General features: G+C 71.2%; 21 protein-coding genes. 5 read left to right on the forward strand and 16 right to left on the reverse strand.

What is annotated here, in order from left to right:
• Positions 1 to 183: 183 nt before the first annotated feature.
• Positions 184 to 603, forward strand: a complete 420-nt coding sequence (locus tag WYM_RS09200) for a DUF1844 domain-containing protein (protein ID WP_019180541.1) — start codon at positions 184 to 186, stop codon at positions 601 to 603.
• A 27-nt stretch (positions 604 to 630) separates the two neighbouring features.
• Here WYM_RS09200 and WYM_RS09205 read toward each other — a convergent pair whose 3' ends face one another.
• The 7 genes from WYM_RS09205 to WYM_RS09235 form a co-directional block, all read right to left on the reverse strand.
• On the reverse strand, positions 631 to 2,022 hold the full coding sequence (locus WYM_RS09205; RefSeq protein ID WP_019180542.1) for a pyridoxal phosphate-dependent decarboxylase family protein: 1,392 nt from the start codon (positions 2,020 to 2,022) through the stop codon (positions 631 to 633).
• A 115-nt stretch (positions 2,023 to 2,137) separates the two neighbouring features.
• Complete coding sequence (locus tag WYM_RS09210) at positions 2,138 to 2,929, reverse strand: SseB family protein (RefSeq protein WP_019180543.1); 792 nt, start codon at positions 2,927 to 2,929, stop codon at positions 2,138 to 2,140.
• Positions 2,913 to 3,659 (reverse strand): bifunctional 1-(5-phosphoribosyl)-5-((5-phosphoribosylamino)methylideneamino)imidazole-4-carboxamide isomerase/phosphoribosylanthranilate isomerase PriA, encoded by a 747-nt coding sequence (gene priA / locus WYM_RS09215; protein ID WP_019180544.1) that lies wholly within the window; start codon positions 3,657 to 3,659, stop codon positions 2,913 to 2,915. The genes WYM_RS09210 and priA overlap by 17 nt, the downstream gene beginning before the upstream one ends.
• Before the next feature lie 69 nt (positions 3,660 to 3,728).
• Complete coding sequence (gene hisH, locus WYM_RS09220; RefSeq protein WP_019180545.1) at positions 3,729 to 4,418, reverse strand: imidazole glycerol phosphate synthase subunit HisH; 690 nt, start codon at positions 4,416 to 4,418, stop codon at positions 3,729 to 3,731.
• Entirely contained in the window at positions 4,415 to 5,023 is a 609-nt protein-coding gene (hisB, locus tag WYM_RS09225) for an imidazoleglycerol-phosphate dehydratase HisB (protein WP_019180546.1), read from the reverse strand. The genes hisH and hisB overlap by 4 nt, the downstream gene beginning before the upstream one ends.
• Positions 5,020 to 6,114, reverse strand: coding sequence for a histidinol-phosphate transaminase (locus tag WYM_RS09230; protein WP_192813733.1), 1,095 nt, complete (start codon positions 6,112 to 6,114; stop codon positions 5,020 to 5,022). The genes hisB and WYM_RS09230 overlap by 4 nt, the downstream gene beginning before the upstream one ends.
• Before the next feature lie 38 nt (positions 6,115 to 6,152).
• A complete protein-coding gene (locus WYM_RS09235) occupies positions 6,153 to 6,521 on the reverse strand; it encodes a LysM peptidoglycan-binding domain-containing protein (protein ID WP_019180548.1) in 369 nt (122 codons plus the stop codon).
• Between the two features lie 278 nt (positions 6,522 to 6,799).
• Here WYM_RS09235 and lexA point away from each other — a divergent pair, with 278 nt between their 5' ends.
• Both lexA and WYM_RS19800 read left to right on the forward strand, forming a co-directional pair.
• The gene (lexA, locus tag WYM_RS09240) at positions 6,800 to 7,474 is read left to right on the forward strand and encodes a transcriptional repressor LexA (protein WP_019180549.1); all 675 of its coding nucleotides are present in this window, start codon (positions 6,800 to 6,802) and stop codon (positions 7,472 to 7,474) included.
• 94 nt (positions 7,475 to 7,568) lie between these two features.
• Positions 7,569 to 9,020 (forward strand): hypothetical protein, encoded by a 1,452-nt coding sequence (locus tag WYM_RS19800; protein ID WP_019180550.1) that lies wholly within the window; start codon positions 7,569 to 7,571, stop codon positions 9,018 to 9,020.
• Here the strand turns inward: WYM_RS19800 and metE are convergent.
• A complete protein-coding gene (gene metE / locus WYM_RS09250; protein WP_019180551.1) occupies positions 9,017 to 11,380 on the reverse strand; it encodes a 5-methyltetrahydropteroyltriglutamate--homocysteine S-methyltransferase in 2,364 nt (787 codons plus the stop codon). The genes WYM_RS19800 and metE overlap by 4 nt on opposite strands.
• A complete protein-coding gene (locus WYM_RS09255; protein WP_019180552.1) occupies positions 11,377 to 12,336 on the reverse strand; it encodes a methylenetetrahydrofolate reductase in 960 nt (319 codons plus the stop codon). Before WYM_RS09255 ends, metE begins: the two co-directional genes overlap by 4 nt.
• A gap of 253 nt (positions 12,337 to 12,589) precedes the next feature.
• On the opposite strand from WYM_RS09255, the gene WYM_RS09260 reads away from it, so the two are divergent.
• Entirely contained in the window at positions 12,590 to 14,533 is a 1,944-nt protein-coding gene (locus WYM_RS09260; RefSeq protein WP_019180553.1) for a prolyl oligopeptidase family serine peptidase, read from the forward strand.
• Here WYM_RS09260 and hflX read toward each other — a convergent pair.
• A complete protein-coding gene (gene hflX / locus WYM_RS09265) occupies positions 14,530 to 16,062 on the reverse strand; it encodes a GTPase HflX (RefSeq protein ID WP_019180554.1) in 1,533 nt (510 codons plus the stop codon). The two genes, WYM_RS09260 and hflX, sit on opposite strands and share 4 nt — an antisense overlap.
• A 146-nt stretch (positions 16,063 to 16,208) precedes the next feature.
• Here hflX and WYM_RS09270 point away from each other — a divergent pair, with 146 nt between their 5' ends.
• The gene (locus WYM_RS09270) at positions 16,209 to 16,856 is read left to right on the forward strand and encodes a class I SAM-dependent methyltransferase (RefSeq protein ID WP_019180555.1); all 648 of its coding nucleotides are present in this window, start codon (positions 16,209 to 16,211) and stop codon (positions 16,854 to 16,856) included.
• Between the two features lie 63 nt (positions 16,857 to 16,919).
• Here WYM_RS09270 and dapF read toward each other — a convergent pair whose 3' ends face one another.
• From dapF to WYM_RS09300, 6 genes are all read right to left on the reverse strand, one after another.
• Complete coding sequence (dapF, locus tag WYM_RS09275) at positions 16,920 to 17,792, reverse strand: diaminopimelate epimerase (protein WP_019180556.1); 873 nt, start codon at positions 17,790 to 17,792, stop codon at positions 16,920 to 16,922.
• Between the two features lie 39 nt (positions 17,793 to 17,831).
• Positions 17,832 to 18,254 carry a GNAT family acetyltransferase gene (locus tag WYM_RS09280; protein ID WP_026059693.1) on the reverse strand — a complete coding sequence of 141 codons (423 nt, stop codon included), beginning with the start codon at positions 18,252 to 18,254 and terminating at the stop codon, positions 17,832 to 17,834.
• Positions 18,251 to 19,201, reverse strand: coding sequence for a tRNA (adenosine(37)-N6)-dimethylallyltransferase MiaA (gene miaA / locus WYM_RS09285; RefSeq protein WP_019180558.1), 951 nt, complete (start codon positions 19,199 to 19,201; stop codon positions 18,251 to 18,253). Before miaA ends, WYM_RS09280 begins: the two co-directional genes overlap by 4 nt.
• Positions 19,198 to 20,757, reverse strand: coding sequence for a tRNA (N6-isopentenyl adenosine(37)-C2)-methylthiotransferase MiaB (gene miaB, locus WYM_RS09290; protein WP_026059695.1), 1,560 nt, complete (start codon positions 20,755 to 20,757; stop codon positions 19,198 to 19,200). Before miaB ends, miaA begins: the two co-directional genes overlap by 4 nt.
• A 69-nt stretch (positions 20,758 to 20,826) precedes the next feature.
• Entirely contained in the window at positions 20,827 to 21,954 is a 1,128-nt protein-coding gene (locus tag WYM_RS09295) for a glycosyltransferase (protein ID WP_019180560.1), read from the reverse strand.
• Positions 21,951 to 22,586, reverse strand: coding sequence for a TetR/AcrR family transcriptional regulator (locus WYM_RS09300; RefSeq protein WP_019180561.1), 636 nt, complete (start codon positions 22,584 to 22,586; stop codon positions 21,951 to 21,953). Before WYM_RS09300 ends, WYM_RS09295 begins: the two co-directional genes overlap by 4 nt.
• Between the last annotated feature and the right edge of the window lie 23 nt (positions 22,587 to 22,609).

Here is a 22,609-nt window from a genome sequence, read left to right on the forward strand (position 1 = left end):
GAGCCCCGACTTCCTGCACCCTTTTCCCGCGTGTTCCTCATGCGGCAACCCCGGCCGCAGAGCGGTCGGGGCGGAGTACGTGACCCGGTAGCCTGGAACGGCAAGCGCGGGTGGGATGTGATCCACTTTCCGATCCGGCGCGGAACGCACCGGAGACCGCACAAGTTTAGCAGAGAGAACGGCGTGGACACGATTCGAGACGACGACGCTCCCCAGACCGACACGACGACGGCGACGGATGCCGCGCGCCAGGCTCGCTGGGAGGAGCAGGAGGAGGCCGCGGCATCCGCCTCTCGCGACATCGCCGACGTGCCGGCCGTCGAGGTCATCACCACGACCGCGGTGCACCTGCTGAGCGCGGCGGCGGTCAAGGTCGGACTCGCAGACGACCCCGCGACCCAGACCGATCTCGACGAGGCACGCAAGCTCATCAACGCCCTCGCCGGGCTCATCACGGCCGGCGCTCCCGAGATCAGCGACATGCATGCCCGCTCTCTCCGGGACGGACTGCGGTCCGTGCAGCTCGCGTTCCGCGAGGCTTCGGTCATCCCCGACCCCATCGGCAAGGGTCCCGGCGAGAAGTGGACCGGCCCGGTCAACTGATCGGGCGCGTCACCTGAACGGGGCGCGTCACCTGATCCCGAGCGCGGCGGCCCCGCGCGCCACGGCGTCGACGGTGCGGCGCACCGCTTCCGCGTCGGTCCCGCGGTTGCTCACCGCGAACCGCACCACGGTGCGGTCCTGCCACGTCGACGACGACGCCCAGACGGTGCCCTCGGCTCGCAGCCAGTCCCCCAGTGCAGCCGTCGCGGCGTCGTCGCCCGCCGCGAGGCAGACCTGGGTGAAGACCACGTCGTTGCGGACCTCGAGTCCGGGAATCGTCCGGAATCCCTCTGCCAGCGCGGCGGCGGCATCCACCAGCCCGTCGATCAGGTCGACGACGCCTCGCCGCCCGAGCGACCGCAGCGCGGCCCACACCGTCACGCCGCGGGCCCGGCGCGAGAGCTCGGGCACCCGGTCGTACGGGTCGGACACGCTCTCGACCACGGGCAGGTACGCCGCGTGGGCGCCGAGGGATGCCGTCATCGCCGCCTCGTCCCGCACGATCGCCACGCCGCAGTCGTACGGCACATTGAGGGTCTTGTGGGCATCGGTGGCCCAGGAGTCGGCGGTGGCCAGACCTTCGACCAGGTGGTGCAGCGCCGGACTCGCCGCCGCCCACAGCCCGAAGGCGCCGTCGACGTGCACCCACGCGTCCGCCGCGCGGGCGACCTCGATCGCGGCGGTGAAGTCGTCGAACGCGCCGGAGTGGACATCGCCGGCCTGGAGCGCGACGAGGGCGGGGCCATCTCCGTCGGCCAGGGCGCGCGCCAGTGCGGCGACGTCGATACGGCCCTGCTCGTCGGCGCCCACGGTGTGCGGGGCGCCCAGCCCGGCGATGCGGCCGGCGAGGACGACGGAGGTGTGCACCGCGTCGCCGGCGAGGAAGCGGATCCGCGGCGCGGACTGCAGACCGGCGACAGGATCGAACCCGCGCCGGCGCAGCAGAGCATCGCGACCGGCGACCAGGCACGACAGGTTGGCGCTCGTCGCGCCCGTGGTGAAGCCGACGCCGCTCTCAGCAGGAAGGCCGAGCACCTCGAGCAGCCACGCCGCGGCGACCTCCTCGACGGCAGCGGTCGCCGGAGTGGGCTGGCGGGAACCGGTGTTCTGGTCCCACGTCGACACCAGCCAGTCCGCGGCGAGCGCCGCGGGATAGGCGCCCCCGATGACGAATCCGTAGAAGCGGGAAGAGCCCATCGCCATGAGTCCCGGCTCGGCCGCTTCGGCCAGCTCCTCGACGACGGCCGCGGCGTCGAGCCCCTCCGCGCCGAGGGGGCGATGGAGGCGGGAGAGGATCGCGTCGACCGCGACCTCGGGACGGATCGGACGCTCCTCCAGGGAGTCGAGCCAGCGCAGCGCCCGCCGATGGGCCACCTCGAGTGCTCGCCGGTATTCGTCCGTCGTCGAGTCGTCGTCCATGGGACACCTCCGCCGTGCCGATCATCCGCCGCGGGGCGTCCGGTCGCAAGGGCGTCCGGTTGCGGCACACGCTGATCAGGAGTGGCCGGCAGGGCGCGCGATACCTCGGGACGGCTCAGGCTCGAACGAGCTTGATCGTCAGCGAGTCCACGAGCACGGCGATCCGGTCGTCGGCGGCCCAGCGCTTGGCGAGCCGCGCCAGCACGGCATCGAGCTCGACCTGCTCGAGCCCCTCCATCAGGTGCAGGCGCACGATCAACTCGGGACCGCGCAGACGCGCGTCGGGATCCCCCGCCTCGACGCTGAGATCGATCACCGCCAATTCGCCGCCGATGCTCTCGTGCAGGCCGGCGAACACCTGCGGTGAGACGAAGCTCGGCTCCCAGGGCTGCTGTTGACCGATCGCCCAGACCGCGGGACGGCGCAGCACGAACTCGGTCGGCGAGCCCGGGTCGAGCACGATCAGATCGGTGTCGTCGGCCGCCGCCGCCAGCGCGGTGCGGACGCCGTCCGCGGGAACGGGCCGGGCCGAGGCATCCCATCGTCCCATCGTCTCGACGGATGAGAACACCGGGAGCACGCGCCGGCCATCGGGCGCCGCCACCGTCACGATCGAGAGCTCCTGCGTCTTGTCCACGGCGAGGCCGTGCGCACCGACGCCCTCGTCGCCCTTCTCGGCGAGCAGGGGGATCAGCAGGCGCGCCGAACGATACGCGTCGACGACGTCCTGCTGGCGCCCCACGCCAGCCCGGAACGCCGTCACCGCGGCCAGCAGCGTCGGGTCGGCAGAGCCGTCGTCGGCGGAGTGCGGGTTGGCCTGGAAGCTGCGACCTTCCCACGGCACGCCGGCGGAATCCCCGCCGTGGCCGGCGTGGTGGTGGTCGTGCGGGTCAGTATCCGGCGACATCCAGCGCCTCGGCGAGCGTGAACTCCCCGGCGTAGAGGGCCTTGCCCACGATCACGCCTTCGACGCCGAGCGGGACGAGATCGCGCAGGGCGATGAGGTCGTCCAGGCTCGAGACGCCGCCCGACGCCACGATCGGCTTCGGCGTCCGCGAGGTCAGCTCGCGAAGAAGCTCGAGGTTGGGCCCCTGGAGCGTGCCGTCCTTGGTGACGTCGGTGACGACGTACCGGCTGCACCCGGCCGACTCGAGCCGATCCAGCACCGTCCACAGGTCGCCGCCCTCGCGGGTCCAGCCGCGCGCCGCAAGGGTCGTGCCGCGCACGTCGAGTCCCACCGCGATCACGTCGCCGTACCGGCCGATCACGTCGGCCGCCCACTCGGGGTTCTCGAGCGCTGCGGTGCCCAGATTGATGCGCGCCGCACCGCTCTCGAGGGCCGCCTCGAGGGTGCGATCGTCGCGAATGCCTCCGGACAGCTCCACCTGCACGCCGCGTACCTGCTTGATCACCTTGCGCAGGACGCCCGCGTTGCTTCCGCGCCCGAAGGCCGCGTCGAGGTCGACGAGGTGGATCCACTCCGCGCCCTGACGCGCGAAGTCGAGCGCCGCGTCGACCGGATCGCCGTAGCTGGTCTCGGTGCCGGCCTCCCCCTGGGTCAGACGAACGGCCTTGCCGTCGGCGACGTCGACGGCGGGCAGGAGGACGAGCTTGGGCGTGGACGCGAAATCGTTCATGGCTCCCTGGCTGATTGCGAGCGATGCGGGAGGATCACACGAACGCGCGCCCCCGCAGACGGCACGATCTCAGAGAGTAGCCCCGCGAAGCCCGCCGATCCAATTGGAGAGCAGACGGATGCCGGCCTCCCCCGACTTCTCGGGGTGGAACTGCGTCGCCGACAGCGGCCCGTTCTCCACCGCTGCGAGGAACGGCGCGCCATAGGTGCACCACGTGACGACCGGCTGCGGGAACGGCGGCTGGACGTCGAGCAGCCATTGCTGTGCCCCGAAGGAGTGCACGAAGTAGAACCGCTCGTCCTCGATGCCGCGGAACAGCCGCGAGCCCTCGCCGGGATCCACCGTGTTCCAACCCATGTGCGGCAGCACCGGAGCATCGAGCTCACCGACGACGCCCGGCCACTCGCCGAGGCCCTCGGTGTCGACCCCGCGCTCGACGCCGCGCTCGAAGAGCACCTGCATGCCCACGCAGATTCCGAGCACCGGGCGCCCGCCCGCGAGCCGGCGCTCGATGAGCTCGTCGCCGCGACTGGCGCGCAGCGCCTCGGCCACGGCGCGGAACGCGCCCACGCCGGGAACCACGAGGCCGTCGGCGTCCATCACGAGGCCGCGATCCTTCGTGAGTATCGCGTCCGCTCCGGCCGCGGCCAGCGCCTTGACCGCCGAGTGGACGTTGCCCGAACCGTAGTCCAGAACCGCGACGAGCGGCCGGCCGCCGTCTTCGGTCGTCGCACCGCCGGTCGACGAGGTGTCGGTCACAGTGCTCCCTTCGTGCTCGGGACTCCCTCCACGAGCGGATCGAGAGCCTTCGCCTGACGGAACGCGCGCGCGAAGGCCTTGTATTCCGCTTCGGCGATATGGTGCGGGTCGCGGCCGGCGAGCACCCTCACGTGCACAGTGAGAGCGGCGTTGAATGAGATCGCCTCGAAAGTGTGCCGCACCAGCGAGCCGGTGAAATGACCGCCGATGAGGTGGTGCTCGAAGCCCGTCGGCTCGCCGTCGTGGACGAGGTACGGACGGCCGCTGATGTCGACGACGGCCTGCGCGAGGGCCTCGTCGAGAGGGACGAGCGCATCGCCGTAGCGGGAGATGCCCGACTTGTCGCCGAGGGCCTCGCGGATCGCCTGGCCGAGCACGATCGAGATGTCTTCCACCGTGTGGTGGGCGTCGATGTCGGTGTCGCCCGAGGCGCGGACGGTCAGGTCGGTGAGCGAGTGCTTCGCGAAGGCGGTGAGCATGTGGTCGAAGAACGGCACCGTCGTGTCGATCCGGCTGCGCCCGGTGCCGTCGAGATCGAGCTCGAGCTCGACGGTGGATTCGCTCGTCGCCCGCCGAAGCGACGCGGTTCTGGGTGCTGCGCTCATGCGGCCGATCCTACCGAGGCGAGGGCGTCGAGGAACGCGGTGGTCTCGTCGTCCGTCCCCGCGGTGACACGCAGGTGGCGAGGGATGCCGACATCGCGGATGAGCACGCCCGCGTCGTAGAGTGCGCGCCACGTCGCGGCGGGCTCGTCGACGTCGCCGAACAGGACGAAGTTCGACCACGACTCATGGGCGGTGTATCCCAGAGCCTCGACGGTCGCCGAGATGCGGTCGCGCTGGGCGACGATCTCGTCCACCATCCCGAGCATGACGGGAGAGTGGCGGAGCGCCGCCGTCGCTGCCGCCTGGGTGAGGGCGCTGAGGTGATACGGGAGGCGCACGAGCCGCAGCGCGTCGATGAAGACCGGGTCGGCGGCGAGGTAGCCCACTCGCGCACCTGCGAACGCGAACGCCTTGCTCATGGTGCGCGACACCACCAGCCGCTCTCTACCCCGCAGCAGCGTCAGCGCCGAGCGCTCATCCCGCGGCGCGAACTCGTGGTACGCCTCGTCCACGATCACGATGCCGTCGGTCGCCTCGTACACCGCCTCGACGACATCGAGGCGCATGGGCGTGCCGGTCGGGTTGTTCGGAGAGCACAGGAAGACCACATCCGGTGCGGCATCAGCGACCTGGGATGCCGCGTCCTGGGCGCCGACGCTGAAATCGGCCCCGCGCACTCCCTCGACCCACTCGGCGCCGGTGCCGCGGGTGAGGAGGGGGTACATCGAATAGGTCGGCCCGAACCCGAACGCCCTCCGGCCAGGCCCGGCGAAGGCCTGCAGAATGTGCTGCAGCACCTCGTTGGATCCGTTCGCGGCCCAGATCTGGTCGCGGGTGAGTCCGTGACCGAGATATTCGGCGAAGCCCTCGCGCAGCGCCGTGAACTCACGGTCGGGGTAGCGATTGACCTCGCGCAGCGCCAGGGCGATCGAATCGAGGATGTCGTCGGCGACCTCCTGCGGCACCGGGTGGGTGTTCTCGTTGACGTTCAGCGCCACCGGCAGCGGCGCCTGAGGAGCGCCGTACGGCTCCTGACCCCGGAGGTCGGGGCGGAGGGGAAGGTCTTCGAGACGAGCACTCACCCCTCCCATGGTACGGGCGGTCGGGTGCCGTCCGGCGAGGCGCGGGCTCAGGGGACGGTCGCGTACTCGGTGGGGATGGCGAGGTTCTGCCCCGCCCACACCGTCGCCCCGTCGAGAGCGTTCAGCCGGACGATGGCGTCGACGACGTCGCGCGGGTCGTGACCCGGAGCGACCTCTTCGGCGATCGACCACAGCGACTCGCCGGCACCGACGCTGACCGTCGTGAACGAACCGGAAGGAGCGCCGTCGTCGCGCGACGCGAGGGCGGTGCCTCCGCTGATCACCGCGATGCTGAGCGCCGCGATGGCCGGCAGTGCCGCCAGGAACGCCAAGACGCGGCGGCCGCGAACGGTGAGCCGGATGCGGGTCGGGCGCACCGAAGGAAGGACGGGCGCCGAGATTCCGATCGCGGTCATTTCTGCTCCTTCTGTGACGACAGCTTCGCCGGGTGAGAGATTCGCATCCGCCGCTCGGCCGGGAGCGGCGGATCCGAACCTCTCTTCCGAAGCTATCTTCGATATTCTGAGGTGTCAAGGCACCGGACCCGGGTCGTTCTCTCGAACGCGACACGCGGCGGGGTTGTTCCCTCCGTGCGTCGATCCCGGATACGGTTTCGATACGAGAACCCCACCACGGGCCTCCGACATTCGAAGAAAACGTGCCCGACGGCGGAGCGCGAGACGGGAGCCGGAACATGAGCGACGCGAGGGACAAGCCCCAGACACGGCGGCGCAAGAGCCTCAGCGACAAGCAGCTCGCGATCCTCGAGGTGATCCAGCGCTCTATCGCACGTCACGGCTATCCGCCGAGCATGCGCGAGATCGGCGACGCGGTGGGCCTGAAGTCGCTGTCCAGCGTGACGCACCAGCTGAACCAGCTCGAGCTGAGCGGTTATCTGCGCCGCGACGCCGGGAAGACGCGCGCCATGGAGGTGCTGATCGACCTGCCCGGCACCGCGACCGAGAGTCCCGCCGATTCGGCGCCGACCGTGGGCGACGCGGCCCTCGTCCCGCTGGTGGGCCGCATCGCCGCCGGCGTGCCGATCACGGCCGAGCAGCAGGTGGAGGAGATCTTCCCGCTGCCGCGCCAGCTCGTCGGCAAGGGCGACCTGTTCATGCTGAAGGTCTCGGGCGAGTCGATGATCGATGCCGCGATCTGCGACGGCGACTGGGTGGTGGTGCGCTCGCAGGCGACCGCCGAGAACGGCGACATCGTCGCCGCGATGCTCGACGACGAGGCGACGGTCAAGACGTTCCGCCAGCGCGACGGCCACACGTGGCTGCTCCCCCGCAACTCGGCGTTCGAGCCGATCCTGGGCGACGACGCCACGGTGCTGGGCAAGGTCGTGGCCGTCCTGCGCACCGTCTGAGCGCCGACCTCTCCGTCCCGCCGACGCACCGACGCCGAGCGACCCCGCGACGACCCTTCTAGCGGGCCGCGCGCTTCCCCGCTATAAGGGGGTTATGACCGCCGACGCGAGCACGACCTCCCACGACGCTCTGCTCGCTCGCCTTGAGGCGCTCGAGGCAGAGAATGCGCGATTGCGCGACCTCTCGACAGCCGGGGCCTCGGAGCCGCCGACCGTCGGGAAGGACCGGCCGGGCGGCAGCCGCTGGCGCGCCTTCCTGTCGGCTCTGTGCATCGTGATCGCCACGATCCTCGTCCCGGTCTCGATCGTCGCGGCGTGGGCGCGGGTCGAGCTCGTGGAAGAGACCCGGTTCGTCGAGACCTTCGCGCCCCTGGCCGATGATCCGGCGGTCCAGACGCTGGTGGCGGACCAGGTGATCCTCGCGCTGGAGGACGCCGTCGATCTCGAAGGCGTCACCAACGACCTGTTCGACGGCCTCCAGCAGCTGGATCTTCCGCCGCGCGCCCTGACCGCGCTGGATCTGCTGCGCACCCCCGCGGTGCAGGGCCTGCAGGGCCTCGTCGACACCGCCGTCACCCGGCTCGTGCAATCCGACGCGTTCGCCGATGTCTGGGAGACGGCGCTGCAGGCGAGCCACCGATCCCTCGCGGCGGTGGCCGCGGGCGGCACCTCCAGCGGTGCGGTGGTCATCGGCGAGGGCGGCGAGCTGGGCATCCAGCTCGGACCCGTCATCGAAGAGGTCAAGGAGCGGCTCGTCGAGCGCGGCATCGGATTCGCGTCCTCGATCCCGGTGATCGACAGGACGATCGTCGTCGCTCAGAGCGATGCTCTCACTCTCGTGGGCACCGTCTACAACCTGGCGGTGTCGGTGGGCTGGTGGACGCCGATCGTCGCGCTCGTGCTCTTCGTGGCGGGCATCCTGATCGCGCGCCGGCGCTCCACCGCGGTGCTCGGCGCCGGAGCCGGCATCGCCCTCGGCAGCGGCGTGCTCGCGATCGGGCTGGCCATCGCCGGTTCGGTCCTGCAGCTGAGCGCTCCGAGCCTCGGCGTGTCGTCGGGGGCTCTCGGGGCGATCTACGAGCAGGTCACGCGTGCGATGCGCGACACCGCGGTGGTGCTGACGCTCATCGGGCTGGTCATCGCCGTGATCGCGTGGACGTCGGGGCGTTGGCGAGGCGCGCGCGCCGCGCGCGCCGGAGTCTCGTCGGTCAACGCGGGGCTGCGGGGCGCTGCGCTCGAGCGCGGCATCGACACGGGACGGGTCGGGGCGTGGTTGTACGCGCAGCGGCTGCTGGTGCGCCTCGTCCTGGGCGTTCTCGCCGTCACCTGGCTGATGCTGCTGCGTCCGCTGAGCGTGGGCGAGGTGTTCCTGGTGCTCGTGGTGTGGCTGGTGGTCTGGTGGGTCACCGAGCTGCTGCAGCGCCGTCCTGACGACAGCGTCGCAGACCCCGCCCTCTCGGACGCAGCAGACGAGGTGAGACCTCAGGGAGCGACAGCGGATGCCGCGACCCCAGCGGCCGCGGCATCCGTCGTACCTCGCTCCTAGACCGGGACCTCGACGTTCTCGCGCACGACCCGCGCCGCCTCGACGAGGTTGCGCAGTGACGTCACCGTCTCGTCATAGCCGCGCGTCTTGAGACCGCAGTCCGGGTTCACCCAGACACGGCGCACCGGCAGCTCGGCGACGGCCCTGTCGAGCAGTTCGGTGAGCTCGGCGACCGACGGCACGCGCGGCGAGTGGATGTCGTAGACGCCGGGTCCGACGCCGTGCGCGAAGCCGGAGGCGGCGATGTCGCCGATCACCTCTCCGCGGCTGCGTGCCGCCTCGATGGACGTGACGTCGGCGTCGAGAGCGGCGATCGCATCGATGACGACGTCGAACTCGGAGTAGCACAGATGCGTGTGCACCTGGGTGGCCACGGCGGCTCCGGCCGTCGCGAGCCGGAATGAGCCCACGGACCAGTCGAGGTAGGTCGGCTGGTCGGCCTTTTTCAGGGGAAGCAGCTCCCGCAGCGCCGGCTCGTCGACCTGGATGACGCCGATGCCGGCCGCCTCGAGGTCGGTGATCTCGTCACGCAGCGCGAGCGCCACCTGGTTCGCGGTGTCGGCGAGGGGCTGGTCGTCGCGCACGTACGACCACGCCAGTATCGTCACCGGTCCGGTCAGCATGCCCTTCATGGGCTTGTCGGTGAGCGACTGCGCGAACGTCGACCAGGCGACGGTGATCGGCGCCGGACGCGCCACGTCGCCCCACAGGATGGACGGACGGGTGGCCCGGGAGCCGTACGACTGCACCCAGCCGTTGCGTGTCACGGCGAACCCGTCGAGGTGCTCGGCGAAGTACTGCACCATGTCGTTGCGCTCGGCCTCGCCGTGCACCAGCACATCCAGCCCGATCCTCTCCTGGAGCTCGACGACCCGCGCGATCTCATCGCGCAGGAATCCCTCGTACTCGCCACTGGCGAGCTCTCCCGCCGTGTGGCGGGCTCGGGCACGGCGGATGTCGCCGGTCTGCGGGAACGATCCGATCGTCGTGGTCGGCAGCACCGGCAGACCGAGGGCTGCGTCTTGGGCGGCGACGCGGTCCTCATAGTCGCCGCGCGCGAAATCCTCCTCCCGCAGCGCAGCGGCGCGATCGCGCACTGCGCCGTCGCGCACGCCGGGAGCACTGCGGCGGTCCACGAGTGCGGCGGATGCCTCGTCCAGCTCGGCCTCGATCGACGGACGTCCCTCTGCCAGGCCTCTGGCGAGCGCGGCCACCTGCGCGGTCTTCTGATCGGCGAATGCCAGCCACGTCGCCAGACGCGGTGCGAGATCGGGCTCGTCCGCGACGTCGTGAGGAACGTGCTGCAGTGAGGTCGACGTGCCGGCCGCGACGGCACCCGCGCCGAGCGCGCGAAGCTGCTCGAGCTTGTGCCACGCGTTCTCGAGGTCGCCCCGCCAGATGTTGCGCCCGTCCACCACGCCTCCGACGAGCGTCTTGTCCGCCAGCCCCGGCACGGCAGCGGGGATCGCGCCGCGGGTGAGGTCGAGCGCGAGTCCCTCGACGGGTGAAGCGGCGAGCGCGGTCCACGCCTCCGCGGACAGCTGCGCGTAGGGGGCGGCGACGAGGATCGCGGGTCGACTGGCGGCGTGGCCGAGCACGTCATAGGCCCGGGTGGCGGCGTCGGCGAGGCGGCCGGGTGAGGCGGGAAGGCTCTCGCTCACCAGGGCCGGCTCATCGAGCTGCACCCACTCCGTCCCGGCAGCGCGCAGCGCGGCGAGAAGCTGTGCATACACCGGCAGCAGATCCTCCAGCCGGCTGAGGGGGTCGAAGCCCGGTCCGGCCACATCCGTCGGCTTGGCCAAGGCCAGGAGCGTCACCGGGCCGACGACGACGGGCCGGACCGTGTAGCCGTCGGCCTTGGCCTCGGCCACCTGGCGCACCAGGCGATCGCTGGACAGGGCGAACGCCGTCTCGGGACCGATCTCGGGGACGAGGTAGTGGTAGTTCGTGTCGAACCACTTCGTCATCTCGAGCGGCGCATGCTCGCCGGCTCCGCGCGCGGCTGTGAAGTAGGCGTCGAGCTCGGCCGCGGCTCCGCACCGGCGGCCGTCGGCCGGCTCGGCGAAGCGCGCCGGCAGGGCGCCGACGGTGGCGGCGGCATCCAGTACCTGGTCGTAGAACGAGAACGTCTCGGGGATCGACGAGTCTCCGCGGCCGAGGCCGAGCGCCGCCAGCCGTTCGCGGGTGGCGCGGCGCAGGCCGCCGGCGATCTGCTCCAGGCCGTCGGCGTCGAGGCGGCCGGCCCAGTGCGCCTCGACCGCGCGCTTCAGCTCACGGCGCGGGCCGATTCGGGGGTAGCCGAGAATCGTCCCCTGCGGGAACGGAGGGTGTGACTCGGAATGTGGGCGAGGGGTGGTCATCGTGCGGCCTCCTTCTGGCGCGGATGGGTGAGGATCCCGGCCTCGCGGAGCACCGCGAGGACCGTGTCGTGGTTGTTGAACGCGTAGAGGTGCACGCCGGGCGCACCGCCCGCGACGACGTCACGGGCGAGCTGAGCCGCGTACGCCACGCCGAACTCGTGCTGCCCCTCGGACGTCGGCTCGATCTCGAGCCCGATCGCCAGCTGCGCGGGCAGGGGTTCGCCGGTGAGCTCGAGCACTCGGCGCAGCCGTGTGGGCGAGGTCACCGGCATGATCCCGGGGAGGATCGGGAGCGTCACACCCGAGTCGCGGGAACGCTGCACGAAACCGAGGTAGTCGTCGGCGTGGAAGAACAGCTGCGAGATGGCCAGGGTGGCGCCCGCCGCCTCCTTCGCCAGCAGCGCGTCGATGTGCTCGCTCGCGTGCCGCGACCGCGGATGCCCGTTGGGAAAAGCCGCCACCGCGATGTCGACGGAACGTCGACGCTCGACGCGCACCGCGCCCGGCACTCCCGGAATGGGCGCCTCGGTGTACGGCGCACGCTCGGCCTGCACACGATCGATCAGCTGCACCAGCTGCGCGGCGCTCTCGAGATCACCGAGGAACGCGTCGTCCTCCGACAGTCCTTCCGGGGGATCGCCCCGCAGCGCGAGGAAGCTCGTGATGCCGGCATCCAGGAACTCGCGGATGAGTGACGCGGCTCCTGCCCAGGTGTTGCCGACGCAGGTGAGATGCGCGAGCGGCTCGATGTGCGTCTCGCGGAGGATGTGGGTCAGCAGCTCCAGGGATCGGCCACCGGTGGAGCCGCCGGCGCCGTAGGTCACCGAGATGAAGCGCGGGTCGACGCGGGCCAGATGGCGGATGGTCTCGTGCAGCGCGGCGACACCGGCCTCGGAGCGAGGCGGGTAGACCTCGAACGAGACGGGCACAGGGGGCATGCGCAGATCGATCGGCATGGTGGGCTTCTCGGTGATCGTGGGCGGACAGAGGCCGGGCGGCCGTGACACCTCGCACCTGCCGGATCGGCGGTGGGGTATCGAACGGGCGGGTGCCGGGCTCGGCTGTCGCTCCTGCCCGGCCCCGATCTCTCGGGGGCGTCCTCACGGACGACCGGGCGACGATTGCTCCACGGTAGCGGCGCGTCAACGGACCGGTCCTTCCTGTGACCTTCTGTTTCGCCGGGACCCGATCGCGCCGCGGCCCCGTACCGTGGTGTACGTGACGACGCCTTCCGATCAGGTCCTCAACTACGGGTCGTGGCCCTCGCCGGTATCGGCGACCGACGTGTCGGCTGCCTCCTCCCGACTGGACGGCGCCCGCTTCGTCGGCGACGAGGTGTGGTGGGGCGAGTCCGTGCCCGTGGAAGGCGGCCGCACCGCGGTGCGCCGGATGACGGCATCCGGGACCGTCGAAGACGTGATCGCGGCCCCGTGGAATGCCCGCTCACGCGTGCACGAGTACGGCGGCGGCTCGTGGACGACGTCGGACGACGGCGTGCTGTTCTTCGTCGAGAAGACAGACCAGCGGGTGTGGCGCCTGGCCCCGGGCGAACTGCCCCGGCCGATCACGCCCTCGACGGGTGATGTCCGATTCGGCGGCCTGACGTGGCAGGGCGGCCGGCTTCTGGCCGTTCGCGAGGCCCACGGCGACGCGGATGTGCCGGAGCGTGACGTCGTCGAGATCGCATCCGACGGCCACGGGCCTGGGGCTGCCTCCTCCGTGCGTCCGCTCGTCGCCGACAGCGATTTCGTGGCCCAGCCCGCCCTGTCTCCTGACGGCGGGCATCTCGCGTGGATCGCGTGGAACCATCCCGACATGGCGTGGGACCGCGCCGAGCTGCGCATCGGGCGCCTCGAGGACGGCGTCGTCGCGGAGTGGACGACGGTCGCCGGCGGCGCCTCCTCTCCGCTGCAGCCGGTGTGGATCGACGACGAGGACCTGCTCTACAGCGACGACCCGTCGGGTCGATGGAACGTGTGGCGCATGCGGCTCACCGCCGACCTGCGGCACGAGGCCGTCGCGCCGGCCGACGCCGACACCGGCGGCCCCCTGTGGTCGCTCGGTCCCCGCTGGTTCGCCCGCCTCGACGACGGCCGCATCGTGTCCGTGCGCACTCACGGCTCGGACCGGCTCGTGGTGATCGACCCCGACGGCACCGTACGCGACCTCCGGATCGACGCCGTGACGCGCCTGTCGATCGAAGACGTGCGAGGCACTCAGCTGCTGGTGTCGGGTGCGGGCTCCGCCGGTGCCGGACTGTGGCAGCTCGACGTCGATCGCCCCGGCGAGGCGCGGGCGATCGTCGGCGGCTCCTCACCGTGGGGTGCGGAATGGATGCCGATCGCCCGGCGCTTCACCGTGGACGGCCCGCACGGACCCGTCCACGCCTTCGACTACCCGCCCACCAATCCCATGGTCACCGGCCCTGCGGACGAGCGTCCGCCGTACGTCGTCTTCGTGCACGGCGGACCGACCGATCACGTCGGGGGCGCGGCATCCGGCCGCATCGCGTTCTTCACCAGCCGTGGAATCGGCGTGCTCGACGTCAACTACGGAGGCTCGAGCGGCTACGGCCGCGCCTACCGCGAGCGGCTTCGCGGGCAGTGGGGGGTGGTCGACGTGGACGACGTCGTCGCCGCGGCGCGCGGTCTCGCAGACGCCGGCATCGCCGACCCGGCGCGCCTCGCGATCGCCGGAGGTTCCGCGGGGGGTTGGACGGTGCTCTGCGCCGTCACGAGGTCCGACGTCTTCGGGGCCGGCATCAGCCGGTACGGCGTCGCCGACCTGCGCCGGCTCGCCGCCGACACCCACGACTTCGAGGCCCGCTACCTCGACGGCATGGTCGGTCCCCTGCCCGACGCCGAGTGGCTCTACGTCGAGCGGTCACCGCTGTCGCACCTGGACCGCCTCCGGACGCCACTGCTCATCGAGCAGGGCCTCGACGACCTCGTCGTGCCTCCCTCGCAGTCCGAGGCGGTGCGTGATGCACTCGTCACGAACGGCGTGCGACACGCCTACCTCGGCTTCGAGGGCGAGGGTCACGGATTCCGTCGGGCCGAGACGGTCATCCGCACGATGGAGGCCGAGCTGGCGTTCCTCGGGCAGATCTTCGGCTTCCCGACCCCCGGAGTGCCGCCCCTCGACCTCGACTAGCGGAGGAAGGGCTCCAGGCGCGCCGCCAGGTGCTCTCCGACGCGCGCGCGGATCGCGGTGCCGCCCTCCTCGTGCTCCTGCGACAGGATCATGCCCTGCTCGTGGATCGCCGAGACGAGGTCGCCGCGATCGTAGGGCACGAGCGCGTGCACCTCGATCGCCGGAAGCGGCAGAGCCGCCTCGATCGCCGCGCGAAGCTCCTCGATGCCCTCACCGGTGCGCGACGACGCGAACACCGCCTTGGGCTCGAGGCCACGCAGCACCAACCGGGTGTCGCCGTCGACGAGATCCGCCTTGTTGAAGACCACGAGCTCGGGGATGTCGCGCGCGCCGACATCGCCGATGACGTCGCGCACGGTCGCGAGCTGGGCGGCCGGATCCGGGTGGGATCCGTCGACGACGTGCAGGATCACATCCGCATCGCCGACCTCCTCGAGCGTCGACCGGAAGGCCTCGACGAGCTGGTGCGGCAGGTTCCGCACGAACCCGACGGTGTCGGTCAGCGTGTAGACGCGGCCGTCGGCGGTCTCGGAGCGGCGGACCGTCGCGTCCAGCGTCGCGAACAGGGCGTTCTCGACGAGCACGCCGGCACTGGTGAGCCGGTTGAGCAGGCTGGACTTGCCGGCGTTGGTGTAGCCGGCGATCGCCACCGAGGGGACCGTGTTGCGCTTGCGCTCCGCCCGCTTCGCCTCGCGTGCCGGGGAGAAGTCGCGGATCTGGCGGCGCAGCTGCGCCATTTTCGTTCGGATGCGACGGCGGTCGAGCTCGATCTTGGTCTCACCGGGCCCGCGCGAGCCCATGCCCGCGCCGCCGGCGCCGACCTGGCCACCGGCCTGACGGCTCATCGACTCGCCCCACCCGCGCAGGCGGGGAAGGAGGTACTCGAGCTGCGCGAGCTCGACCTGCGCCTTGCCCTCACGGCTCTTGGCGTGCTGGCTGAAGATGTCGAGGATCACCGTGGTGCGATCGATGACCTTCACCTTGACGACGTCTTCGAGGGCACGCCGCTGGCTCGGCGCCAGCTCGGTGTCGGCGATCACGGTGTCGGCGCCGACCGCCGCGACGATGTCGCGCAGCTCGTCGGCCTTGCCGCGACCGACATACGTCGCCGGGTCGGGATGCGGGCGTCGCTGCAGGACGCCGTCGAGCACGACGGCTCCGGCGGTCTCGGCCAGGGCCGACAACTCGCGCAGCGAGTTCTCGGCGTCCTCGGTCTCTCCCTGAGCGTGCACGCCGACCAGCACCACGTTCTCGAGGCGCAGCTGCCGGTACTCGACCTCGGTGACGTCCTCGAGCTCGGTCGACAGCCCCGGCACCCGGCGCAGGGCGGCTCGCTCTTCGCGGTCCCACTGCTCGCCGTCGATGTCGGTCCGCTCGACGGTGGCGTCGTCCTGCAGCGCCTGCGCGGCGCCGCCGTCTGTGAAGGTGCTGACGCGTACCCCCGAGCGCGCCTCGGCGCGCGCCAGCACACGTTCCACCGGGTCCACCGGCGTCTCGTCCGCGTTCTGGGGGTTCGTGGTATCCGTCATGTGTTCCTTTCGGGATGCCTTTTCCGTGCCGATCGGCCGGTTCGAGGCATCCGTGAATTCTACGCTCCGCCTTATGGGGCTCGCCCCGCGATTCTCGTCTCGCTGGCGCTCCCCCGACGGGAGCTCCTCCGCTAGGCTCGTCAGCCATGGGGAATGACCACTACTTCAGTGCGTCCCCCGCCAGTGCCGAGAATCTGCGCCGCGTCCGCGTGACGCTCGCGGGTCGCGACCTCGAGCTGACGACTGCGGGCGGGGTTTTCAGTCCCGACCACGTGGATTCGGGCACCCAGGTGCTGCTGTCGAACACTCCCCCGCCGCCGCCAGGTGGAGACCTCCTCGATCTCGGCTGCGGATGGGGTCCGATCGCCCTGACCCTGGCCCTCGAGTCTCCGCACGCCACGGTCTGGGCGGTCGACGTGAACGAACGTGCGCTCGACCTGGTGCGCCGGAACGCCGAGGCGCTCGGTCTCGACAACGTCAACGCGGCGCTGCCGGACGATGTTCCCGCCGATGTCGTGTTCCGCACCATTCGCTCCAACCCGCCGATCCGCGTCGGGAAGCATGAGCTGCACGGACTCCTGGAGCAGTGGATCCCCCGCTTGGACGAGCGGTCGGACGCCTGGCTGGTCGTGCAGCGCAACCTCGGGTCGGATTCGCTGCAGCGGTGGCTGGCGGCGACATTCGCACAGGGCTTCAGCGTGCACCGAGCGGCGACCGGCCGCGGATTCCGCGTGCTGCGGGTCCGGCGTCACGGCTCGCCCCCGAGTGAGCCGATCCTGCTTCCCGAGCTGTGACGGCGCCGCGCCGCCCGACCCACTGCTCGCCGCGTTCAGGCTGCTGCGTTCAGGCGTCTGAGCTCAGGCGAGCGTGACTTCGCCGGAGTAGACCAGCGTCGCCGGGCCCGACAGCAGCACGTGCCGCGTGCCGTCGACCTCGGGCATCCGCACGCCCAGCGTTCCGCCGGGGACGTCGACGGACCAGTGATCCGGGGCGGCGGGACCCGCCCAGTGCCGGACGGCGAGCGCCGCCGCGGCGACGCCCGTTCCGCAGCTGAGCGTCTCGCCGACGCCACGCTCGAAGACCCGCATGCGGATGGAGCCGACGCCGTCGCGCACGAGCGGGTCGGCCGGCACGACGAACTCGACGTTCGCGCCGTGGCGCGGCTCGGGGTGCAGCTGCGGCTGCGCGCTGAGGTCGAGACCGTCGAGCTCGCGCGTGTCGGGCAGCGCCACCACGACATGGGGGTTTCCCACGTCGATGCCGAGGCCCGGCCGCGGCGCGCCGATTCCCCGGGCGCGCACGAGCACGTCGCCGTCCTCGATCGCGAAGGACCCGAGGTCGACCTCGATGCCCAGCTCGCTGCGGGTCAGCGTCTTCACCCCGGCGCGTGTGCCGATCGCCAGCGGGCCGGCATCGAGGGACGCCCAGCCCACCTCCATCAGGTACCGCGCGAACACGCGGATGCCGTTGCCGCACATCTCCGCGGCCGATCCGTCGGCGTTGCGGTAGTCCATGAACCACTCGGCTCCGGATGCCGCGGCCTCCGCGCCCTCGTCGATCGAGTCCGCACGCACCACACGCAGGACGCCGTCCGCGCCGATCCCGAAGCGCCGGTCGCAGAGCACGGCGACCTGATCGTCGGACAGCTCCAGCCGGCCGTCCGGGTCGGGCACGATGACGAAGTCGTTCCCCGTGCCGTGACCCTTGGTGAACGAGACGGTCTGCGGCATGGCTCAAGTCTACGGGCGTGCGCCGCGCGATCCGCCCCGTCAGTCCGCGATCAGGCGCTTGCCGGTCGTCCAGGTCTCGAACGCCTCGTAGCCGAGGGACCCGTAGAAGCCGCGGGCGGTGTTGTTGTCGGGACGTACCATCAGCTGCACCTTGGGGCATCCCATGTCGAGCAGCCGCTCCTCGGCGGCCTCGACGAGTCGGCGTCCGATCCCTTCGCCCCGACGAGCGGGGTCGCTCGCGAGGTAGTACAGCCAGCCGCGGTGGCCGTCATAGCCCGCCATGACCGAGCCGACGATCGCGCCGTCGGCGACCGCGACGAGGAACAGCTCGGGCTGGACGGAGAGCTTGCGGTTGATGTCCTGATGCGGGTTGTTCCACGGCCGGGTGAGGCCCGTCGCCTGCCAGAGCGATATGACGTCTTCGGTGTCGGCGATGGCGAAGGGGCGGATGTCGACGGTCATGCCCACGAGTCTGCCAGTGCCGACGCGTCCGCTCCGGACGAAATCCGGTGCGCCCCGCCGTACCTCTTGAACCACGACACCTGGCGTCGGGCGTAGCGGCGTGTGAGCGCCTGTGTCTCGGCGATCGCCTCGCTCTCCGTCAGCTCGCCGGACAGCTGCGCGAGTGCCTGCGCGTACCCGATCGCGCGTCGCGCGGTCACGCCGTCCTCCAAGCCCTGATCGCGGAGCGCCCGGACCTCGTCGAGCAGGCCGGCCCGCCACATCGCCTCGACGCGGTCATCGAGGCGCGCCACGAGGTCGGCGCGCGGCACGGACACGTCGAAGACCTGCGTCTGGTGGTGCCACAGTTCGGGGGCTTCGGGAAGGGCGGCACCGTGCGTGCGCTCCCCCAGCTCGAGCACCTCCAGCGCGCGAACGATGCGCCGTCCGTTGCGCGAGTCGATGCGGCCGGCGGTGTCCGGGTCGCGCTCGCGCAGCCGCGCGAACAGCGCGCCCGGGCCCTGCGCCTCGAGCTCGGACTCCAGTCGCGCTCGCACGGTCTCGTCGCGCGGCGGAAAGCGGAAGTCGTAGAGAACGCCCGACACGTACAGTCCCGATCCGCCGACGAGGATCGCGTCGGCGTCCCTCCGATGGATGTCTGCGATGGCGTCGCGCGCTGCCTGCTGGTACCAGGCGACGGCCGCCTCCTCGGTGACCTCCAGCACATCGAAGAGATGGTGACGGATGCCGCGGCGCTCGGCTTCAGGAAGCTTCGCGGTGCCGATGTCCATCCCGCGATACAGCTGCATGGCGTCGGCGTTCACGACCTCCGCCGGTCGGCCCCGCCTGGCGAGGGTCTCGGCGAGATCGAGCGACAGGGCGGTCTTCCCCGTCCCGGTGGCGCCGACGATCGCCCACAGGCGCGGCGCCGATGCCGGTGCCGCCGGGGTGGACCCGGGGAGAGTCACACGCCGATGCGCAACGTGGGCAGCCCGAGAGACACCGCTCGCGGCGCGCCGGTCGCGGCCCCGTCACCGGCGGGCGCCGGCACGGCGCAGGACTCGGCCTGCGAGCGATCCCACGCGTCTCCCGACTTCGTCCGCCGGATGCGCAGCGGCGCGCCGTCGGACGCATCGGCCAGGAGATGGAACGGCGCGGCGTGCGTCACCACGACCGAGACGACATCACCCGGACGCGGCACCGCGGACCCGGCGGGCAGCTCGAAGTGGACGAGCCGGTTGTCTTCGGCCCGGCCCGTCAGCCGGTGGGTGGCGGCATCCTTCTTGCCCTCACCGGTGGAGACGAGGACGTGCAGCTCTCGACCGAGCTGCTTCTGGTTCTCTTCCAGCGAGATGCGCTCCTGGAGGGCGATGAGGCGCTCGTAGCGCTCCTGCACGATGTGCTTGGGGACCTGATCGGGCATGGTCGCCGCGGGCGTGCCCTCGCGGATGGAGTACTGGAAGGTGAAGGCGGTCGCGAAGCGGGCCTGCTCGACGACGCGCATCGTGTCTTCGAAGTCCTCGTCGGTCTCGCCGGGGAAGCCGACGATGATGTCGGTCGAGATCGCGGCGTGGGGCATGCGGGCCCGCACGCGGTCGAGGATCCCGAGGAACTTCTCGCTGCGGTACGAGCGGCGCATCGCCTTGAGGATCCGGTCGCTCCCGGACTGAAGCGGCATGTGCAGCTGCGGCATGACGGCCGGCGTCTCGGCCATCGCATCGATCACGTCGTCGGTGAAAGCCGCCGGGTGCGGGCTCGTGAAGCGGATGCGCTCGAGACCGGGGATCTCGCCCGCCGCGCGCAGCAGCTTGCCGAACGCCTGACGATCGCCGAACTCGACGCCGTAGGAATTGACGTTCTGGCCGAGCAGGGTGACCTCCATCGCGCCGTCTTCGACGAGCAGCCGGATCTCGTTGAGGATGTCGCCGGGACGGCGGTCCTTCTCCTTGCCGCGCAGGCTGGGGACGATGCAGAACGTGCAGGTGTTGTTGCAGCCGACCGAGATCGACACCCAGCCGCTGTAGACGCTGTCGCGCTTGGTCGGCAGTGTGGACGGGAAGATCTCGAGCGATTCGAGGATCTCGAGCTCAGCCTCGCCGTTGTGCCGCGCGCGCTCGAGCAGGCTCGGCAGTGACCCCATGTTGTGGGTGCCGAAGACCACGTCGACCCACGGCGCCTTGTCGACGACGGTCTGCTTGTCCATCTGCGCGAGGCATCCGCCCACGGCGATCTGCATGCCGGCGTGCTTGTCCTTGCGCGACTTCAGATGGCCGAGCGTGCCGTACAGCTTGCCCGCGGCGTTGTCGCGCACGGCGCACGTGTTGATGACCACGACGTCGGCTTCTTCACCGGCATCGGCGCGGACGTAGCCGGCGCTCTCGAGAGAACCCGAGAGCCGCTCGGAATCGTGGACGTTCATCTGGCATCCGAAGGTGCGCACCTCGTAGGTGCGGGCTCGGCCATCGACGCCGAGCGCGGCCGGAGAGGGCGCGATGAGCGTCGGAGTTGCGGCGGGCGTGGTCATGATGCCTGCCATTCTACGAGCCACCGTCAGGAGGTCGGTCGGAGGCGGCCGCGCGCGCAGCCTCGCGGGTCACGCGGCAGCGGGCCTCCCCCGCACGGCGGACGTCATCGCGGCTTCGACGGCGTCGCCGGCCAACCGGGCGCTCTCCCTCTGCCGCAGTCGCTCGCCGACGGTCTGAGCACGAGCCCTCAGCGCGTCATCGCGCAGACTCGCGTCGATCAGAGCGGTCAGTTCGAGCGCGGATGCGCGGGTGGGAAGCCGCCGCCCCGCTCCTGCGTGCTCCAGGCCCCGGGCGACGAACACGTGGTCGCCGAGGCCCGACATCGGCCGCACCAGCACCGGCACGCCCGCGGTGAGCGCGCGGGTGGTGGTGCCATGGCCGCCGTGGCTGATCACGAGCCCCGCATCCGCGAGCACCTCGGAGTGCGGAACGGACCTGAGCACTCTGACGTGAGACGGCGCGCGCACGTCGGCGGGATCGATCGTGGGTCCGGTCGTCACGATGGCTTCGACGTCGAGTTCACCCACGGCGTCCACGAGCGTCTGCAGCACCTGCTCCATTCCGGCGTAGTGGATCGTCGACAGACTGACGAGGATGCGGCGACTGCCTGGATTCGTGGCCGGCGGTGATTCCTCCCCCGGTCCGAACAGCGGTCCGACGTAGCGGGCGGTCATGGGCGCCGGCCCGGTGGCGAGTTCGACAGGCGAGGCGACGATGAGTGCATCAGCGGCGCGGAGCGCCCGCGAGAACGAGAATCCCTTGCGTGCAGCCACCACGCCGACCGGGCCGCGGGCGATGCCTCGGATCGCCGACAGCACCGTGTGCACCAGCAGGATGGTCGGGGTCCCGGAGCTGACCGCGGCGTTCATGGCAGAGGGAAGAAGGGCGTCGACGACGACGACGTCAGGCCTGTTCCGGCTCATCGCCTCGCGCAGATCCCGGCCGAAACCGCTGTGTGTGAACAGACGGAGGTAGGCCAGCGCGAAGTTCATCGAGCCGCGAGCCGCTCCCGGATCCCACGGCGGGACGTTCCGATACGCCAGCGCGGTGACCCCGGCCGCCTCGATCGCATCGCGTTGACCCGGGTGGCCGAGGACGGTGACGTCGTGACCACGACTGCGCAGCTCCACGGCTACGCGCAGGGCGGGCGGCACGTTGCCGCCACCGTCGAACGTGGCGATGAGTACCCGGCTCATGATGTCTCCTCGTCTTCCGATCCGGCGCGCTGCTCTGCCGCCGCCAGGACTGCGCTCACGAGGTCGGTGATCCGCGACTCCGCCGTCTCCCGGGAGAGCCCGCGATCGCGCCGGAGCAGCTTCCAGGCGTACACGTCGGTGACCACGACGAGCTGATCGACGACATCGTCGCGACGACACGCCGGCCTGGCTCTGGCGACGAGGTCCGTCACCCATTCCCGATGCACCTGCTTGCCCTGCGAGGTGATCTGCGCGATCCGTTCGTCGAACGCCTCCTGCGCCAGCAGCCGGATGACGGAGTCGCCTCGCCGCTCATAGTGCTCGAGCAGGACGCCGACCGCCGCGCGCAGGTCGGTCGACGGGATCCGTCGTTCGGCTTCGATCAGCGTGCTGCCGTGGGCCAGCGCGGCATCCAACAGCCCCTCACGGGTGCCGAAGTGGCGCAGAACGGTCTGCACGCTCACCCCCGCGCGGGAGCCGACGTCTGCCAGCGAGAGCTCGCTCGTCGCCTTCTCGAGGACCAGGCCCACGGTGGCGTCGAGGATGGCGTCGCGAGTCCGGCCTGCGGCCTCGGCACGCGCGCGCTGCCGGTACGGCCGCACCGATGCGCTGCTCCGCGGTTTGGCGTCCATGACATCGGACGCTAGTCCGGAAG

The sequence above is a fragment of the Microbacterium yannicii PS01 genome (assembly GCF_000304335.1).
In the GTDB taxonomy this organism is placed as follows: Bacteria; Actinomycetota; Actinomycetes; order Actinomycetales; family Microbacteriaceae; genus Microbacterium; species Microbacterium yannicii_A.

Coding starts and splice junctions, on each gene's coding strand:
- WYM_RS09205 (WP_019180542.1), bottom strand. CDS start 2,022: ATGGACGACGACTCGACGACGGACGAATACCGGCGAGCACTCGAGGTG.
- WYM_RS09210 (WP_019180543.1), bottom strand. CDS start 2,929: ATGTCGCCGGATACTGACCCGCACGACCACCACCACGCCGGCCACGGC.
- priA (WP_019180544.1), bottom strand. CDS start 3,659: ATGAACGATTTCGCGTCCACGCCCAAGCTCGTCCTCCTGCCCGCCGTC.
- hisB (WP_019180546.1), bottom strand. CDS start 5,023: ATGAGCGCAGCACCCAGAACCGCGTCGCTTCGGCGGGCGACGAGCGAA.
- WYM_RS09230 (WP_192813733.1), bottom strand. CDS start 6,114: ATGGGAGGGGTGAGTGCTCGTCTCGAAGACCTTCCCCTCCGCCCCGAC.
- WYM_RS09235 (WP_019180548.1), bottom strand. CDS start 6,521: ATGACCGCGATCGGAATCTCGGCGCCCGTCCTTCCTTCGGTGCGCCCG.
- lexA (WP_019180549.1), top strand. CDS start 6,800: ATGAGCGACGCGAGGGACAAGCCCCAGACACGGCGGCGCAAGAGCCTC.
- WYM_RS19800 (WP_019180550.1), top strand. CDS start 7,569: ATGACCGCCGACGCGAGCACGACCTCCCACGACGCTCTGCTCGCTCGC.
- metE (WP_019180551.1), bottom strand. CDS start 11,380: ATGACCACCCCTCGCCCACATTCCGAGTCACACCCTCCGTTCCCGCAG.
- WYM_RS09255 (WP_019180552.1), bottom strand. CDS start 12,336: ATGCCGATCGATCTGCGCATGCCCCCTGTGCCCGTCTCGTTCGAGGTC.
- hflX (WP_019180554.1), bottom strand. CDS start 16,062: ATGACGGATACCACGAACCCCCAGAACGCGGACGAGACGCCGGTGGAC.
- WYM_RS09270 (WP_019180555.1), top strand. CDS start 16,209: ATGGGGAATGACCACTACTTCAGTGCGTCCCCCGCCAGTGCCGAGAAT.
- dapF (WP_019180556.1), bottom strand. CDS start 17,792: ATGCCGCAGACCGTCTCGTTCACCAAGGGTCACGGCACGGGGAACGAC.
- WYM_RS09280 (WP_026059693.1), bottom strand. CDS start 18,254: ATGACCGTCGACATCCGCCCCTTCGCCATCGCCGACACCGAAGACGTC.
- miaB (WP_026059695.1), bottom strand. CDS start 20,757: ATGACCACGCCCGCCGCAACTCCGACGCTCATCGCGCCCTCTCCGGCC.
- WYM_RS09295 (WP_019180560.1), bottom strand. CDS start 21,954: ATGAGCCGGGTACTCATCGCCACGTTCGACGGTGGCGGCAACGTGCCG.
- WYM_RS09300 (WP_019180561.1), bottom strand. CDS start 22,586: ATGGACGCCAAACCGCGGAGCAGCGCATCGGTGCGGCCGTACCGGCAG.